Source organism: Pseudomonas sp. AC193 (assembly GCF_979258075.1).
In genome coordinates, this window is sequence record NZ_OZ409832.1 from 1,172,275 (window position 1) to 1,188,536 (window position 16,262).

At 58.5% G+C, this 16,262-nt stretch carries 16 protein-coding genes; 7 read left to right on the forward strand and 9 right to left on the reverse strand.

The features are described from left to right. Positions 1–122 precede the first annotated feature (122 nt). Positions 123–947, forward strand: coding sequence for an alpha/beta fold hydrolase (locus tag ACZZ0D_RS05525; RefSeq protein WP_463552627.1), 825 nt, complete (start codon positions 123–125; stop codon positions 945–947). A 121-nt stretch (positions 948–1,068) separates the two neighbouring features. Continuing rightward, positions 1,069–2,592, forward strand: a complete 1,524-nt coding sequence (locus tag ACZZ0D_RS05530; protein WP_463552628.1) for a hypothetical protein — start codon at positions 1,069–1,071, stop codon at positions 2,590–2,592. Between the two features lie 48 nt (positions 2,593–2,640). On the opposite strand, the gene dsbG is transcribed toward ACZZ0D_RS05530, so the two are convergent. From dsbG to ACZZ0D_RS05555, 5 genes are all read right to left on the reverse strand, one after another. Further along, positions 2,641–3,411, reverse strand: coding sequence for a thiol:disulfide interchange protein DsbG (gene dsbG, locus ACZZ0D_RS05535; protein WP_053122222.1), 771 nt, complete (start codon positions 3,409–3,411; stop codon positions 2,641–2,643). After that, positions 3,387–4,268: a TlpA disulfide reductase family protein gene (locus ACZZ0D_RS05540; RefSeq protein ID WP_053122220.1), complete on the reverse strand. Its 882-nt coding sequence runs from the start codon at positions 4,266–4,268 to the stop codon at positions 3,387–3,389. Before ACZZ0D_RS05540 ends, dsbG begins: the two co-directional genes overlap by 25 nt. Next, positions 4,268–6,001 (reverse strand): protein-disulfide reductase DsbD, encoded by a 1,734-nt coding sequence (gene dsbD / locus ACZZ0D_RS05545; RefSeq protein ID WP_463552629.1) that lies wholly within the window; start codon positions 5,999–6,001, stop codon positions 4,268–4,270. Before dsbD ends, ACZZ0D_RS05540 begins: the two co-directional genes overlap by 1 nt. A gap of 128 nt (positions 6,002–6,129) precedes the next feature. Next, on the reverse strand, positions 6,130–6,972 hold the full coding sequence (locus ACZZ0D_RS05550; protein WP_463552630.1) for a hypothetical protein: 843 nt from the start codon (positions 6,970–6,972) through the stop codon (positions 6,130–6,132). Continuing rightward, on the reverse strand, positions 6,941–7,645 hold the full coding sequence (locus ACZZ0D_RS05555; protein ID WP_463552631.1) for a C2 domain-containing protein: 705 nt from the start codon (positions 7,643–7,645) through the stop codon (positions 6,941–6,943). The genes ACZZ0D_RS05550 and ACZZ0D_RS05555 overlap by 32 nt, the downstream gene beginning before the upstream one ends. A gap of 271 nt (positions 7,646–7,916) precedes the next feature. Between ACZZ0D_RS05555 and ACZZ0D_RS05560 the strand changes: the two genes are divergently transcribed. The 5 genes from ACZZ0D_RS05560 to ACZZ0D_RS05580 all read left to right on the forward strand — a co-directional run bounded on the left by ACZZ0D_RS05560 (position 7,917) and on the right by ACZZ0D_RS05580 (position 12,484). After that, complete coding sequence (locus tag ACZZ0D_RS05560; RefSeq protein WP_463552632.1) at positions 7,917–8,597, forward strand: response regulator; 681 nt, start codon at positions 7,917–7,919, stop codon at positions 8,595–8,597. Further along, positions 8,597–9,919 (forward strand): ATP-binding protein, encoded by a 1,323-nt coding sequence (locus ACZZ0D_RS05565; protein ID WP_463552633.1) that lies wholly within the window; start codon positions 8,597–8,599, stop codon positions 9,917–9,919. Before ACZZ0D_RS05560 ends, ACZZ0D_RS05565 begins: the two co-directional genes overlap by 1 nt. Positions 9,920–10,135: 216 nt before the next feature. Next, complete coding sequence (locus tag ACZZ0D_RS05570) at positions 10,136–10,621, forward strand: GNAT family N-acetyltransferase (RefSeq protein ID WP_463552634.1); 486 nt, start codon at positions 10,136–10,138, stop codon at positions 10,619–10,621. Positions 10,622–10,763: 142 nt separating this feature from the next. Further along, a complete protein-coding gene (locus tag ACZZ0D_RS05575; protein ID WP_400648365.1) occupies positions 10,764–12,176 on the forward strand; it encodes an aspartate aminotransferase family protein in 1,413 nt (470 codons plus the stop codon). A gap of 83 nt (positions 12,177–12,259) precedes the next feature. Next, positions 12,260–12,484 (forward strand): MbtH family protein, encoded by a 225-nt coding sequence (locus ACZZ0D_RS05580; RefSeq protein WP_053122206.1) that lies wholly within the window; start codon positions 12,260–12,262, stop codon positions 12,482–12,484. Between the two features lie 175 nt (positions 12,485–12,659). On the opposite strand, the gene ACZZ0D_RS05585 is transcribed toward ACZZ0D_RS05580, so the two are convergent. Genes ACZZ0D_RS05585 through ACZZ0D_RS05600 form a run of 4 tightly spaced genes read right to left on the reverse strand, consistent with a single transcriptional unit; the run spans position 12,660 to position 16,239 of the window. Continuing rightward, positions 12,660–13,565, reverse strand: coding sequence for a metal ABC transporter substrate-binding protein (locus tag ACZZ0D_RS05585; RefSeq protein WP_463552635.1), 906 nt, complete (start codon positions 13,563–13,565; stop codon positions 12,660–12,662). Further along, positions 13,566–14,465, reverse strand: coding sequence for a metal ABC transporter permease (locus tag ACZZ0D_RS05590; RefSeq protein ID WP_007917717.1), 900 nt, complete (start codon positions 14,463–14,465; stop codon positions 13,566–13,568). After that, positions 14,465–15,313: a metal ABC transporter ATP-binding protein gene (locus ACZZ0D_RS05595; RefSeq protein ID WP_463552636.1), complete on the reverse strand. Its 849-nt coding sequence runs from the start codon at positions 15,311–15,313 to the stop codon at positions 14,465–14,467. The genes ACZZ0D_RS05590 and ACZZ0D_RS05595 overlap by 1 nt, the downstream gene beginning before the upstream one ends. Next, on the reverse strand, positions 15,310–16,239 hold the full coding sequence (locus ACZZ0D_RS05600) for a metal ABC transporter substrate-binding protein (protein ID WP_463552637.1): 930 nt from the start codon (positions 16,237–16,239) through the stop codon (positions 15,310–15,312). The genes ACZZ0D_RS05595 and ACZZ0D_RS05600 overlap by 4 nt, the downstream gene beginning before the upstream one ends. Between the last annotated feature and the right edge of the window lie 23 nt (positions 16,240–16,262).

Genomic DNA, 16,262 nt, shown 5'->3' on the forward strand with positions numbered 1-16,262 from the left:
GGAGCGGGCTTGCTCGCGAAGGCGTCATCAGCCTCAACACAAACCGCATCATTTCCCCGATTGACGACAACCAACCGGCAGCTCAGTCTGCCGGTTCTGTTTTTTACCGCGCAGGTGAATCGATGCCCTTCTTTACGGTTGACGGACAAGCGCTGCATTACATTGATCAAGGCACCGGCCCGGCGGTATTGCTCGCCGGCAGCTATCTGTGGGATCAGGCCATGTGGGCGCCGCAGATCGCCGCGTTGTTGCCACACTACCGGGTGATCGCCCTCGATCTGTGGGGCCACGGCGAGTCAGGCCGGCTACCGGAAGGCACCGCCTCACTGGACGACATCGCCCGCCAGGCGCAGGCCTTGCTCGATCATCTACAGATCGATCAGGTCACTCTCGTCGGATTGTCGGTCGGCGGAATGTGGGGCGCACGTCTCGCGCTGGCGGCACCGCAGCGGATCAACGGGCTGGTGCTGATGGACACCTACCTCGGCGTCGAACCGGAACCTACCCGCCAATATTATTTCTCGCTGTTCAAGCAAATCGAAGACACCGGCGAAATCTCCGAGCAACTGCTCGACATCGTCGTACCGATCTTCTTCCGCCCGGGCATCGATCCGCAGTCGCCGCTGTATCAGGCATTCCGCGCGAAACTGGCGGCGTACAGCGCAGATCGCCTGCGCGAAAGCATCGTGCCGATGGGGCGCATCACTTTTGGCCGCGAAGATTTGTTGCCGCGTCTGGGCGAATTGGACGCTGCCAGCACGCTGGTGCTGTGCGGCGATCAGGACAAACCACGGCCACCGTCAGAGGCAAAGGAAATGGCCGAGTTGATTGGCTGCCCGTGGGCGCTGGTGCCGGAAGCGGGGCATATCTCCAATCTGGAGAATGCGCAGTTTGTGACGGAGGTGTTGTTTGCCTTTTTGTCTGAACAGAACCGTTCCATCGCCTGAACCACCTTTCTGCATCCCGCGCTACTGTCAACTCTGACAGTAGCGCGGCTCTCTCGAACAGGCATCAAATGGCTTCGCCCGGTGTGGGCTGAATCGTGTGATCGCCGACAGGAGAGTCGTCATGTCAAATCAATCAGCAAATGATCCTGAACTTCCGGTTCCATTGGTAGTAGATGCGTCGTACAACTCGACTTTGTCCCCTGGCAAGGCGTTGAGCGGTACAACTGTACGAATTGATTTTCCGGGGCTCAGTACCGCACATACTGTCCGGCTCTTTTGGGCACGGCCCGGCCATATCGAGGAATTTACCACCCAGTCGAAGGGCGCTTCACTTCCCGCAGAGGTGTTTATTTCAGCGTCGCTCGTTGGTCTATCTGTCGGTAAAACCGTGCAGGTTTGGTATGAGGCAAGTTCGGGCGGGGACGTGATGCTTTCTCACAAACTCGATCTGACCGTAGAACACATTCCCCCCGCCGATTTGCCGGAACCGCGGTTACCCGATGTCGTCATGATTGAAGGTACTGTATTTCTGGACATGCGCAGGTTCTCAGGCAATGCGCGTGTTCAGCTTGCCCCTTGGTGTTTCATCGCACTTGGGCAGCATATTTGGATCAGCGTTGTCGGGCAGCGCAATTATCCTACCCATGAAACGCTGGAATTGGTCACGGCGCGGCAAGTGACCTCCGAGGAGGTCAGCAACGGTCTGGAATTGACCATTGATCGAAGCTGGTTGAGTGGACTCGACGATAAATCGGCTTTGACGCTGAAGACGTTTGTTACGTACGACAAAGGTACGAACATTGATACCGCTCATGAATTGCCACGCTGGACCAACCTTTTGCTGAAATCAGATACCGATTTGCTGGCACCTGCCGTCGAACAGACGTTGAACGGTGTGCTGAACCCGGAACTGGTCTCGGAAAAAGTGACCATCGTTATCAAGTACGACGGCATGCGTTTGACTGACAAGATCAAGCCGTTTTGGCGCGGCACTCCGGGAGACGGTACGCCTGAGCTGGCAACTGTTCATGGTAATGCTGAAGGGACTGTTGAAGTTGCCGTAAGCGCATCGGCAGTGGCCGCCAATGAGGGTAAAACTGTCGAAGTGAGCTACACGGTTGAGCGCGATGGCATCGAGCGACCTTCACCCATCACTCGAGTGACAGTGCAGAAGCAGCGCTATGTTCATGTGGAAAATTTTGATGATCAGCAGGTGAAACTCGTCAGTGTCGCTGACGATTACACATTCAACTTACCCACCATGTCGATCAAGTTGCTTGAGGGCGCAGGATCAGCAGGCATCATGCGTTATGGCTACACCACCGTCGGGTTCATTGAACAACTTTCTTTTGGCATGTGCATTAACTCGAGCATGACAACGCCACCCCAACGCATTCAGTTTGATTTTCAGGCGGATTACGAGCGGATTTCGTTCACATGGGCCCATCTGCACCATAAAGGTGTCGTAACGTATTTCGATATCAATGGTGATATTTTGGGAACGGGTGAATATCACGGGATAAACGAAGGAGGCGATCTGCATCAATTGATCGATTTCGTCGCCCCTGACCAATCTCGAATCAAGAGCATGCAAGTTGTGGCGCAGGACTATAGCTTTCTGGACTTTTTCACAATGTGTGGTTGATCCTTTAAGCCAAAAAAAGCCCGCGCTACTTAGAGCGGGCTTTTCTCATTACTTAGGCCCAAGAATCTGCGCCAACTTGTCCGGTGAAGGCGCGCCTTGTTGCTGTTGCAGCTCGCCCTTGGCATCCATGTAGAAAATCGCCGGGGTGGCCTGCAAGTCCAGGTCTTCCATCAACTGCATGTTCGCTGCCAGTTTGGTTTGCACCGCTGCCGGAATATCTTTCAAGGCCTTGAGCGAGCTGCCCTTGCCAGCCTTTTCGTGATCTTCCAGGGCTTTGGCCGGGTCTTTTGCGGCCAGCAGTGCAGCGGATTTGCCCGGGCTGTCTTCGCGGATGATGCCGACCATGATGTGGCGCAATTGCACCTTGCCGGACTTCACCCAAGGCCGCGCCTGTTCCCAGAACATGTTGCAGTACGGGCAGTTCGGGTCGCTGAACAGGTACACGGTGCGCGGTGCATCTTTGTTGCCGTCCTGAATCCAGTTGCTCGCTTCGAACTTGGCCCAGACTTCCTTGGCCATTGGCGCGTAGACCAGTTTCTGCAACGGTTCGCTGCTCAAGTCCTTGCCGTCGGCGTCGTACATATTGCCGAGAATGACGTGTTTGCCATCCGCGGTCAGGTACAGCGCCATGCCGCGATTCTGGTATTGCGCTGCATAGCCGCGCAAGCCGTCGGGAGCATCGAACTGGCCGACGATTTTCGCGCCTTTGGCTTCAATCTGTTTGATCGCGGCCGGCAGTTCTTCAGCGGCCTGCACGGACGGCAGGTGCAACAGGGCAGTGCCCAGAGTCAGCGTCAGCAGGTGGCGGAGGCGGGGCATGGCAGTTTCCTTGCAGAGTTGACCGTCGCTGCGGCCGGATTGGGACTTGAAGGCGCGGTGTCGAAGTTTTCCAGTGCGCGCGCCAGGCTGGCATTGGACAACTCGCCCAAGTGGCTGCCCAGCAGGCGGCCATCAGGGCTATAGAACAGCGTAGTCGGCAAAGCCATGGAGCCCACGGCTTGACCGAGTCGGCCGCCGCGATCGAACAACACGTTGTTCAAACTCAGGCCTTGGGTTTCGAGAAACGTCGCGACGCTTTGCATGCTTTCGGCCTGATTGACGAACAGGAAGGTCAGGTCGGGACGTTGTTGCTGAGCGTTTTCCAGCACCGGCATTTCCCGTCGGCACGGCGGGCACCAGGTCGCCCAGAGGTTGATCACCAGCGGGCCACCCTGATAATCGCTGAGTTTGACCGTCTCCCCGGCGGCATTGCGCAGGGCAATGTCCGGCAGGCGCGTGCCCTGTTCGTAAATGTTCAGCGACAGCGTCGCCAACAGCCAGAACACCACACCACTGGCTACGCCAAAACCCAACGGTCGACGCAAGCCCGGACGACGCCAGCCGCGATACAGCGCTGCCAACAGCAAAACGATCACCCCCGGCCAGGCCAGAAACCCACCATCGCGCAGGTCGATGATTTGCCACGGGTCATTACGGTAGTGCGACCAGTACATCAGCACAAACGCGATGCGCGCGGCCAACATGCCCAGCAGAAACAGACTGAACAGCGCCGACTCGGGGTTATCACCGCCGCGCTTGGCCACCCGCCAGCCGACAAACGTCGCCAGCGCCAAAGCACTGATCAGCAGCAGGTGGTTAAGCGCGATGGCAAAAGTGCCGAGGGTGAAAGTCAGCATTAATTGGTGTCCCGGGTGGTGGCCCAGCGTTGCAGGAAAGTGTCGGCATCGACTTCGCCGGTGATGCGCTGGCTGCGGCGTTCTTCGCCGTCAGTGCCGATCCAGACGAAACTCGGTGGCCCCGGCACTTTGTAACGACTGAGCAGTTCGCGGCTGGCAGCGTTGTCGGCGGTGACATCGAGCCTGAGCAGACGCGCATCACTCAGCGCCTGCATCACCTTGTCTTTGCCGAACACCTGTTTCTCCATGACTTTGCACGACACGCACCAATCGGCGTAGTAATCGAGCAGCACCCACTGGCCCTTGGCTTTCGCAGCATCCAGTTCGCTTTGCAAAGCGACAGGATCCTTGATGGTGGTGAACGCCTCATGACCATTCGGTGCGGCGCTTGCGGTGCGACCGGCACTGTAAACCTGCAGCGGCTGATACGGATCATCACTGCCACCCGCCGCGCCGATCACCAGCAAACTGCCCCACAAACCCAACAGAAGTGCAGCGGCGCCGAATATCTGCGCAACTCGGCCAAAGCCTTCGGATTGTTTCCAGGCGCTGTAAGCGGCGATCAACAGCAGCGCACCGCACAGGCCCAGCCACAACGACGGATCCAGCACCGGACGCAGCATCAGCAAAGCGGTAGCAAGAAAGAGGAAACCGAACACGCCTTTGAGCAGGTTCATCCACGCACCCGGTTTCGGCAGGAAGCGATTACCAACCGTGACCAGCAGCAACAGCGGCACACCGATGCCGATGCCCAGCGAGAACAGAATCAAGCCACCGTGCAGCGCATTGCCACTCTGCGCGATATACAGCAGCGCACCGGCCAGCGGCGCGGTCATGCACGGGCCGACCAGCAAACCGGACAACGCGCCGAGCACACCGGCACCGATCAGGCTGCCACCGCTGCGGCTGCGCGAAGCGTGTTCGAGGCGATCACGCAGGGCCACCGGCAATTGCAGTTCAAAGAAGCCGAACATCGGCAATGCCAGCACCACGAAGATCGCGGCAAAGGTGCCGAGCAACCAAGGATTTTGCAGCCACGCTTGCAGATTGGCGCCGAGCAGCGCGGCAATCACGCCCATCGCGGCATACACCAGCGCCATGCAAATCACATAACTGCCGGCCAGCGCAAAACCACGACGCGGAGTGGCGCCGCTGCCGACGACCATGCCCGCCAGAATTGGCAACATCGGCAACGTGCAAGGGGTGAAGGCCAGCAACAGACCAAGGCCGAAGAACACCAGCAAACTCCAGCCCAGCGCCCGTTGTTGCAGGCTGCTGGCCAAGGCTTGATCCGGCGCTTCGGAACTGGCAGCGACGGCGGCTTTGCCCCCCAGATCAATCACGCGGGTTTGCGGTGGATAGCACAGACCGGCATCCGCGCAGCCCTGATAGCTGACTTTGATCTGGCCGCTGGCCGAGGCCGGGATTTTCACCTCCAGGCCTTGGCGGTAAACCGGTTGCTCACCGAAAAACTCATCGCTGTGGGATTCACCTGTTGGCAGCGCTGGTTGTTGTTCGGCGGTCAGCCCATCGAATTTCAGGCGTTTCTGATACAGGTAGTAGCCGTCGGTGATCTGCCAGAACAACTGGGTTTCACCGGATTCCAGGCGTTCGGAGGTGAGTACGAACGCTTTGTCGACCGGCAAAAATTCCGGTTTTGAATCGAAAGGATTATTCCCTGCCTGGGCTAAACCGGAGATCAATAGTGCAAACAATAGAAAAAAATGACGCATGGAGGAGCCTTGTCCCTGTGCAAGTGGGGTGAACAATGGGCGGTGGCGATTAACCGATGATTAACCGCCATCCCCATTGATTACGGATGAGGAGTCCGACGCCAGCGCACAGAAGCTTACAGGAGACTTCAGTTCTTTATCAGCCCGGGCCAGGAGACGTCGGAAACAGCATGGGGCCCCGTTATTTTTTTCGAGCTTTGTTCATATTTCAGATACTGATTGTCATCCAGGAAGACGTAAAAATATCTATCGAAGGTCGGATAGTCGTTTGTTACTGCAGTCATCATACGGTATTTGTATTGTTCCAATTCTGCCCATGGAGAGTTTTTCAGGGGACGTATTTCGAATGCTTTGGAATACAGGTCATAGACTAAATAGTTGCCGTCATTCATTAGGAGCCAATAAACTTCCTTGTCGGCCGAACTTTCGGCCCACATGACACCCACTATGTTGTAGAAGTAAGGTTGCAATACTGCCCATATGGATTGTTCGATAGGTTTTTTTGAGCGGACTTTGTCGGTTTTCTGGTTGAACTCGCAGACGTAAGGTGCATCGTCTTCCTCATAGAATAGCCAGAGGGTATCGTTACCTCCGTCCCAGCTGGGGGCAGTGGTGGTGAAGCCGAAGTACAAACATTCGGCAGTCTTGTCGAAACCATGCCAATGATCGGTAACACTGGCGGGATAGCCGGGGGGGACTTTATTGTCTCCAAGGTCGAAGCGTTTATAGTAGTTATGGTCTTTGAAAAAGAAGTAAATACGGTCGGGGCCGGAGCGCCAGTCAACCGCTACAAAGTTTTTGCTCATGTTAAAACTCACATTGAAAATTTTATTAAAAGTAATGGGGTGTGTTGCGGGTTTAACTTTTTTGGGCACGGCCTGGCGGATGATTAACCTCACCGGAAATTCGCTCGCCCGACACGCGCTTCGATGAAACGCTTCAATCGCGTAATAGCCCTGGCCAGTTTCCATCATTGATGTCAATCGGACCTGCGAGCAATTCACGCGTCCAAAGGTTGAACCTGAGGTACTGGTTTCCCGTCAGAAAAACATAGTAATGACTCTCTGCCAGTGACCGGTCGTTTTGCACGGCGGTTATGATCCTGTCTTTAAAGTGGGTCAGCGCGGGGTAGAGAGCGTCGATAGGGAGAAGGCGCAGTGTGTTTACGTCATTCGTGAGATTCAGAAGCAGGCAGGTACCATCATTGAGCAAGAACTCAAATTCCCGAGGCTGGTGTGCTCGTTCTCGCCAAGTACCAGCAACAATTCGATCGAAGAAGGGTTCCAATTTGAACCAGGGAGATTTTGAGAGGGGCATGAAGCTATTAACTTTGTCGAGATCCTGATCGTATTTGCAGACCATAGGTTGCTCGCGGTCATAGTAGAATAACCACAAGATATCGGAGTCAAACGCCAGATATTCTGCGTTTTTGAAACCTGTGGTGGTGAAACCGAAACGCAAATTTTCAACGTGGATATGGAAGTCATGCCAGTTTTGGTATCGGACGGTAGTGGGGTGGCCGTCAATGACGCGGTTATCATCAATATCGAATCGAGAGTACGTCTCGGGGTCTTTAAAGAAGAAGTAGATTTTGTCTTTTCCTGCGCGCCAGTCGACGGCAACGAAGTTTTTTAGTTTGGGCATAATTATTTCGTGTTTAAGTTGTGAGCAGGATTATTCCTGTGGTGTAGACAGTAATGCACTAACGGGTAAATGTGAGAAGGGCATGTTGTTCTGTTTATTTCTATCATCTAATATTTGAGTGTGCCTCGATAAGGTGGATATTTAACAGAAGCTGTTTAACAGGACTCGCGGAGCCCCGTTGCTTCTCCTCTTCTCGTCAGCGAAATCACTTGCCATAATTGCCACTTAATCTTTCTCTGTTCGAATCGCCTTTTTTGCTCACGGAGCTCCCATGCACGTACTGCTTTGCGAAGACGACGAGCTGATCGCCAGCGGGATCGTTGCCGGTCTCACGGCTCAGGGGCTGACCGTTGAGCACGTCAACACCGCGTCGAAGGCGCGGGCGATGCTCAAGGTCGCGGAATTTGACGTGATGGTGCTCGATCTCGGCCTGCCCGACGAAGATGGCCTCAAGTTGCTGCAACAATTGCGGCAGAGTGGCCTGGAAATTCCGGTGCTGATTCTGACCGCGCGCGATTCGGTCACAGACCGCGTCGACGGTTTGCAGGCCGGCGCCGACGATTACCTGCTCAAGCCCTTTGATCTGCGCGAACTGTTCGCGCGTCTGCAAACCCTGTTGCGCCGCGTCGCCGGTCGCAGCGTCAATCTGATCGAGCACGGCGCATTGACCTACGACCCGAGCAGCCGCGAAACCATGCTCGCCGGGCAGCCGGTGGATTTGTCGCGACGCGAACAATCATTGTTGCAAGCCCTGCTGCACAATCGCGGCCGGGTGCTCTCCACCGAGCAACTGAAAGACAGCGTCTACGGTTTCAACGACGAGTTGGAAAGCAACGCGCTCAACGTGCACATCCACCACCTGCGCAGCAAACTCGGCAAAGGCATCGTCGAAACCGTGCGCGGTCTGGGCTATCGCCTCGGCCCGGCGGATGGCGGAGATCAAGGCAAGTGATGAGTCTGCGACTGCGCCTGAGCCTGACCCTCGGCGCCGCGTTCGCGCTGATCTGGGCGCTGGCCGCGGCCTGGATGCTCAGCGACCTGCGCAACCAGATGATGTTTTCCCTCGACCAGCGTCTGGTGGCGTCGGCGCGCATGGTCGCCGGGTTGCTGGAGCAATTGCCGACACTGCCAAGCAAAGGCGAGGGCACTCACTTCAGCGCGGAACAACTGAACATTCCCGGCGGCATGGCGTGTCAGGTCAGTTCGTTGCGCGGGGAAATTCTTGCCCGCAGCCACAACAATCCTGAACAAGCGCTGGAAGCCGAGAAAATGGGTTTCCACGATCAGATGATCGATGGCGCGCCGTGGCGCAGTTTCACCCTCGCGCGCGGCGATGTGCGCATCACCACGGCGGATCGGCAGATCGAGCGTGAGGCTTTGAACATGTCGATTCTGCTCGCCGCTTCGGTGCCCGTTGGCGTGGCATTGCTGGGCTGCTTGTGCCTGTTGTGGCTGGGCATCGGCCAAGGGTTGGCGCCACTCAATCGACTGCGCGAAGCGTTGATGCGGCGTAATGCCGACTCGCTCGAACCGTTGCAATTGCAGGCGTTTCCCAGCGAATTGAAACCGCTGCTGGATACGCAGAATCAGTTGTTCCAGCGCATCGGCAAAACCATCGAGCGCGAACGCCGTCTGACCGGTGACGCCGCCCATGAACTGCGCAGTCCGCTGACGGCTATCAAGACTCACCTGCAAGTCGCGCGCATGACCGAGGGCAGCGCTCGCGATCAGTCACTGGCGCGGGCCGAGGAGGGCGCTGACCGATTGCATCGAACCCTAGAGCAATTGTTGTTGCTGGCGCGGGTCGAGGGCAGTTTGTCGTTCGACGACGGCTCTCAGTGCAGTGCCGAGCAAGTGGCGCGGTTGGCGATTCAGGATGCCACCGGCGGCGAGCGGCTGCGGATCAAACTGCAACTGCCTGCCCAACTGTCGGAGGCGCCGTTGCAAATGCCGGCGGTGTTAGCGATTGCCGCGTTGCGCAATCTGCTCGACAACGCGCTGCGCCATACACCGGAAGATTGCGCGGTGGAGGTGAGCATGGAAACCACCGGCAATCGCGTGAATTTTGTCGTACGCGACCATGGGCCGGGTATTGCGCCGGACGATTTGCAGCATCTGACTCAACGCTTCTGGCGCAACGGCCAGAGCACTGGTTGCGGCCTCGGTCTGGCGATTGTTCAGGCGATCGTCCAGCGCTGCGATTGCGCCCTGCATTTCGACAGCCGCGCGGATGGGTTGCGCGTCGAACTGAGCATGCCGCTGCAACCGATCTAATCCCAACGACGTCCCCATGTGGGAGCGGGCTTGCTCGCGAAAGCGGTGTACCAGTCAATGCAATGTTGCCTGACCCAGCGCTTTCGCGAGCAAGCCCGCTCCCACAGGGGATCCGTGTTAGGCACATTAAATGTAACTTCTTGGCGGTCGCTATCCGTTGGTGTGAGGGTTAAGGTCAGCCCCAGCTTTATCTCAATGGATTGAGGAAACTGCGCCATGGAAGCCCCCATCTGCATTCGTCCCGCCACTCTGGCTGACGCCGGCATCATCAGCCGCATCATCGAACGTTCTATCCGCATCGGTTGCGCACTCGATCATCGCAACGATCCCCGACGGGTCAGCGAATGGATTTCCCGGCAGTCAACTGAAGACTTCAGCGCCTGGCTCGCCAACCCGCAGCTCTACCTCAACATCGCCCTGCTCGACGACAAACCGATCGGCGTCGGCATGGCCACAGCGAATGGCGATATCACCTTCTGTTACGTGCAACCGGAGTGCTTTCGACGCGGTGCAGGCAGAGCGCTGATGACCGATCTCGAAGGCTGGCTACGCATTCGCGGGGCGATCCACATTCAACTCAACAGCACCCGCACCGGTGAGCCGTTTTATCACCACCTGGGCTACCGCGAATCGGCGCCAGCCCTTAACGACAAAGACCTGCAGACACAGCCCATGAGCAAGCCGTTGGCAGACTCCAGCTGACAACTCGATCAAGGGTCTAAATCCTCGACACGCTGAAGCGTTTCCAGAACAGGAAAACCTGCAAGTGCGCCCCGCGACCGGAACGCGCACCTGCCCGGTGTGCTGTTTTGGTCACTATCCATAGCGTATTGAGGGTCGAGAGATGTCAGTCGCCACCAGCCTTATTGAAGAGTCGTCGGCCCGGGTCACCTCGGTGCCGGCGGAAACGCTGTACCAGTTCAACGAGTCGCCGTTGCTCGCGCGTCAGGCGCAACAGGAATCCAATGCCCGCAGCTATCCGCGGCGCATTCCGCTGGCGCTCAAACGCGCCAAAGGTTTGTACGTCGAAGACGTTGAAGGGCGCACGTTCATCGATTGCCTGGCCGGTGCCGGTACGCTTGCATTGGGGCATAACCACCCGGTGGTGATCGAAGCGATCCAGCAAGTGCTGGCCGATGAATTGCCGTTGCACACGCTGGACCTGACCACGCCGGTCAAGGATCAATTTGTTCAGGATCTGTTTGCTTTGCTGCCAGCGGCTTTGGCAGCAGAAGCGAAAATCCAGTTCTGCGGCCCAACCGGTACTGATGCCGTGGAAGCGGCTTTGAAGCTGGTGCGCACGGCCACCGGACGCAGCACCGTGCTGTCGTTTTCCGGCGGTTATCACGGCATGAGCCAGGGCGCGTTGAGCCTGATGGGCAGTTTGGGGCCGAAGAAACCGTTGGGCGCATTGCTCAGTAACGGCGTGCAGTTCATGCCGTTCCCGTACGACTACCGTTGCCCGTTTGGCCTTGGTGGCGCGGCGGGTGTGAAGGCCAATTTGAGTTATCTGGACAACCTGCTCAACGACCCCGAAGCCGGCGTGCAACTGCCCGCAGCGGTGATTGTCGAAGCAGTGCAGGGCGAGGGCGGAGTGATTCCGGCCGACATCGAGTGGCTGCGCGGTTTGCGCCGGATCACCGAGAAGGCCGGCGTCGCATTGATCGTCGACGAGATTCAAAGCGGATTCGCCCGCACCGGCAAGATGTTTGCCTTCGAACACGCTGGCATCGTGCCAGACGTGGTGGTGCTGTCCAAAGCCATCGGCGGCAGCCTGCCGCTGGCGGTGGTGGTCTATCGCGACTGGCTCGACACTTGGCAGCCGGGCGCGCACGCCGGCACGTTCCGTGGCAATCAAATGGCGATGGCCGCCGGGTCGGCGGTGATGCGTTATCTGGTCGAACACAAGGTTTGCGAACATGCCGCCGCCATGGGCGAACGCTTGAGCGAGCATCTGCGCATTTTGCAGCGCGACTTCCCGCAACTCGGCGATATTCGCGGTCGCGGTCTGATGCTCGGGGTTGAACTGGTCGACCCGAACGGTGCGGCGGATGCGCTCGGCCATCCGCCGGCCTTCGCGCGATTGGCGCCGCTGGTGCAGCGTGAATGCCTCAAGCGCGGTTTGATTCTGGAGCTGGGCGGTCGGCATGGCGCGGTGGTGCGTTTCCTGCCGCCGCTGGTGATTACTGCGGCGGAGATCGACCGTGTTGCCGAAATCTTCGGCCGCGCGTTGGCCGCTGCCACCACCGCTGTGTAAATTTTTCGCCGCGCCGAACGTTCTTTCTTTATACCCGGCTGCACCCGTTGTGCAGCCCACCCTTACAACGATGGAGAACCAGCATGACGTCAGTATTCGACCGCGAGGACATCCTCTTTCAGGTCGTGGTCAACCACGAAGAGCAGTACTCGATCTGGCCGGACTACAAGGCCGTGCCGGAAGGCTGGCGCACCGTGGGCAAGAGCGGCCTGAAAAAGGAATGCCTGGCCTACATCGAAGAAGTCTGGACCGACATGCGTCCGCTGAGCTTGCGTCAGAAGATGGAAGCGCAGGTCGCGGCGCAGTAAGTCATCAGGCAAAAACAAACCCGCTGAACCGGTGACGGTTAGCGGGTTTTTTCATGTCTTGAGAATGTGTTGTCAGGTCAGGCCTCTTCGCGAGCAAGCCCGCTCCCACAGGGGAATGCATTCCAAATGTGGGAGCGGGCTTGCTCGCGAAGAACGATAACGCGGTCGAACTGAATTAAACCCCGCTCAACCCCTTAAGCACCAAATCTACATTCCCCTCCAGCTCCGCCACCGGATCCGCCGCATCGGTACTCAACACCACCAACCGACTCCCCGAGGCCGCCACCGCCGCTTTCACCGCCTCCGAAGGCTGGCGATGATGCAGCACCACCGCCACATCATTGTCCTTGAGTGTCGCCGTCAGTTTCTGCAGATCCTCAGCCGTCCATTCCGCATCCGGCCGTGGATCCTGGCCGACCAACTCCAGATTGAGGCTGCCAATCAAATAGCCAAAGTGATCACTCAAACTCATCACACTCAGATTATCCGCGCTGGCCAACTTCGCCTCGCTGTCGGCACTGAGTTTGAGCAAACGCTGTTTCAACGCCGCCAGATTCGCCTCGATTGCAGGCTTGGCGCTCGGTGCCAGACGCACCAGATCCGCCGCCATCACGTCGGCCATGCGCCCCATGTTGTTGCTCGCCAGCCACGGCTGACTGTTCAAACCGTCCACCTTCAGATCCGGCTGCACAGCGATGCCGGGCAGGGCGCCGTCCACCGGGCGCGCGGCGTCGACTTCAACGATACGGATATTGCTGCGCCGAGAAATCGGGTACAGCGGATCATCGGCCCACAGCGAGCGCACGCCGATCACCGCGTCGGCGTCGGTCGCCAGTTTGCTCAGCGCCGGCGCGCCGCGTCCGGTGAAATAAGCGGTCTGGCGACTGCCCGGCAGATTCGCCGGCGCCGCGCGTTCGAGCTTGACGTCAGTGCCTTTGAGCAACACTTCGCCCAAGCCGTAAGTGATCGGCAACGAGGCCAGCACGTGCAGCGGCTTGGTGCTTTCGGCGGCGAACAACGGAGTGCTGACCACGCCACACAGGGCCATGGCCAAGGTCAGTTTGCGCATTGAAAAAGTCATTTATCCAAGATTCCCTTTCAGACTCGGGACGACGCCGCGCGCTATGGCGGCGAGGGCGAAGGCGATGCCGGCAACCAGAATGATCGCGGCGCCGGACGGAATCGGCAGATCGAAAACGATTGGCGCGAGAATCCCGCACAAGGTGCTCACAGTAGCGATCAACACTGAACACCAGAAAAAGCCCTTGAGCGACTGGCTGAGCAAGCGTGCCGCAGCGGCCGGAATCACCAGCAGCGCACCGACCAGAATCGCACCAATGACCTTTACCGCCGCCACAGTGATCAAGGTCACCAGAATCACAAACAGATAGTCCAGGGTCTTCACCGCGACGCCGCGCACCGCCGCCAGTTGCGGGTTGAAACTGGCCAGCATGATGCGGTTGTACAGCGGCAGTGCCAACGCCATGACCAGCGAGCCGACGATGGCCAGCACCGCCAGGTCATTGCCGTTGACGGTCAACACCGAACCGAACAGCACGTTCTCCAGAATGTGCACGTTGATCTTGCCGGCGAGAATCAGCAGCAGGCTCGCACCCAAGGCCAGCGACACCGAGAGGAACACGCCGATCAAGGTATCCGGCGCCAGACCGGTGCGGTTGCGCAGGTAATTGAGCAGGATGCCGAACAACAGGCAGTAACCGAACAGACTGCCGTATGGCCCGGTGTAGGGTTCGCCAAGCAGAATGCCAATGGCCACGCCGGTCAGCGCGGCGTGACCGACTGCTTCGGAGAAAAACGCGAAGCGCTTGACCACCACCAGCGTGCCGAGGCCGCCGAGCACCGGGCCGATCAGCAGGCCGGCGAGCAGCGCATTGACGACAAAACCGTAGGCCAGCGCTTCCGGCAGATAACCGGACGAGGCCCAGCCTTGAACCATCAAACGAAAGGCTTCGTAACTCATCAGCTCGCGCTCCGTGGATGGGTCGAAAACAGTGTTAGCAGACGCTCCGGGGTCAACGCCTCGCGAGGTGTGGCGTCGAACAGCACGCGACGATTGAGGCCGGTGACGCGATCGGCCAGACGGCCGACGGCTTCCAGATCATGCTCGATCCACAACACCGTGATGCCAGCCGCGCGCCAATCGCCGAGCAGGCGTTCGAACACCTGAATCCCAGCTTCGTCGAGAGCCGACATCGGCTCATCGAGCACCAGCAATTGCGGCGCCGGAATCAAACCCTGTGCGAGCAAAACCCGCTGCCGCTCACCGCCGGACAGCGCGCCCATGCGCCGCTTGCGCTTGTCCTGCATGCCGACGCGTTCCAGCGCATCGCCGATGGCGCCGGCGTAGTGTTTGCTCAAACCGAGAAACGCCGGGCGACGCTGGCACATCGCGGCCATGAAATCGTCGACGGTCATCGGCAACCCGCGATCGAATTCCAGCGCTTGCGGCACATAACCGATGGTGCCGGGCTCGCCGGGCCATTGCAGGCTGAGCTGGCCCTGATGCGGCATCTGCCCGAGCAGGGTTTTGATCAACGAACTCTTGCCGCCACCGTTGGGGCCGACCAATGCGTGTACGTTGCCGGGCAACACCTGAAAACTGACCTTGTCGAGGATCGTCGTCCGCCCCAGCGTCAGACAAACCTCCGCAAAATCCAAAGTCGGCCCCGAAACCTGTAGGAGTGAGCCTGCTCGCGATAGCGGAGTGTCATCCAACAATGATGCTGGTTGACCTGGCCCCATCGCGAGCAGGCTCACTCCTACAGGGGATTCGGTGTTTTCGGGAGAGAGGGTTTCTTTTGAAGTCATGCCCCCGACTCCTGAATCGCCCGCACCACGGTGTTGAGGTTGCCGGTCATTTCCTTTTCGTACTTGTCGGCGGTGTATTCGCCGTAGGAGATGTGCGACAGCGGGTACAGCTTCACCCCGGATTCACGCTGAATGGTATCGACGTAACTCGACGGGAAATCCATCTCCGAGAAGATCACTTTCACGTCCAGTTCGCGCAGTTGATCGATGGTCTTCTTCAACTGGCTCGGGCTCGGCTCGATGCCGTGCGCCGGCTCAACCACTGCCGTCACTTCCAGACCGAACTCACGCAACAGATAGTCGTAAGCGGCATGGACGGTGGCGACGCGCAGCTCGGCGTTCGGCGCCTCGGTCAGCTTGGCCAAGGCGTCGGCGCGCATCTGCCGCAGGCGTTTGCCATAGGCGCGGGCGTTCTGCGTGTAGGTTTTGGCGTTGTCCGGGTCGAGTTTGCCCAGTTCGCGGGCGATGTTGTTGACCTGGGCGATCGAGGCGCTGATCGACAAGAACGTGTGCGGGTTGACCACTTTGCCGGCCCCGCGCGCGGCGACCCCGGTGGCGGCCAAGAGCGGCACGTTTTCGTTGGCTTCGATGGTTTTGACGCTCGGCGTTTCGCTGGCGGCGATCATCCGGTCGGCAAAATCATCATGGCCGACACCGTTGAGCACGATCACGTCCAGCCCGCTGATGCGCTTGATGTCCTCGGCGCGCGGCTCGTAGGCGTGCGGGTTGAAACCGGCCGGAATCAGCGGCACCACTTCGGCTTTGTCGCCGACGATGTTCGCCACATAGCTGTAATACGGGTGCAGGGTGATGCCGATGCGCAGGCGTTTGGCGGGATCGGCGCTGGCCAACGGGCTCAGCAGGCAGGCACAGAGACCGGCTAAAAACAGACGCAACAACGGACGGCGGGACGATGAAATAGACATGGGCAAACGGTCTTCTCTCGGGT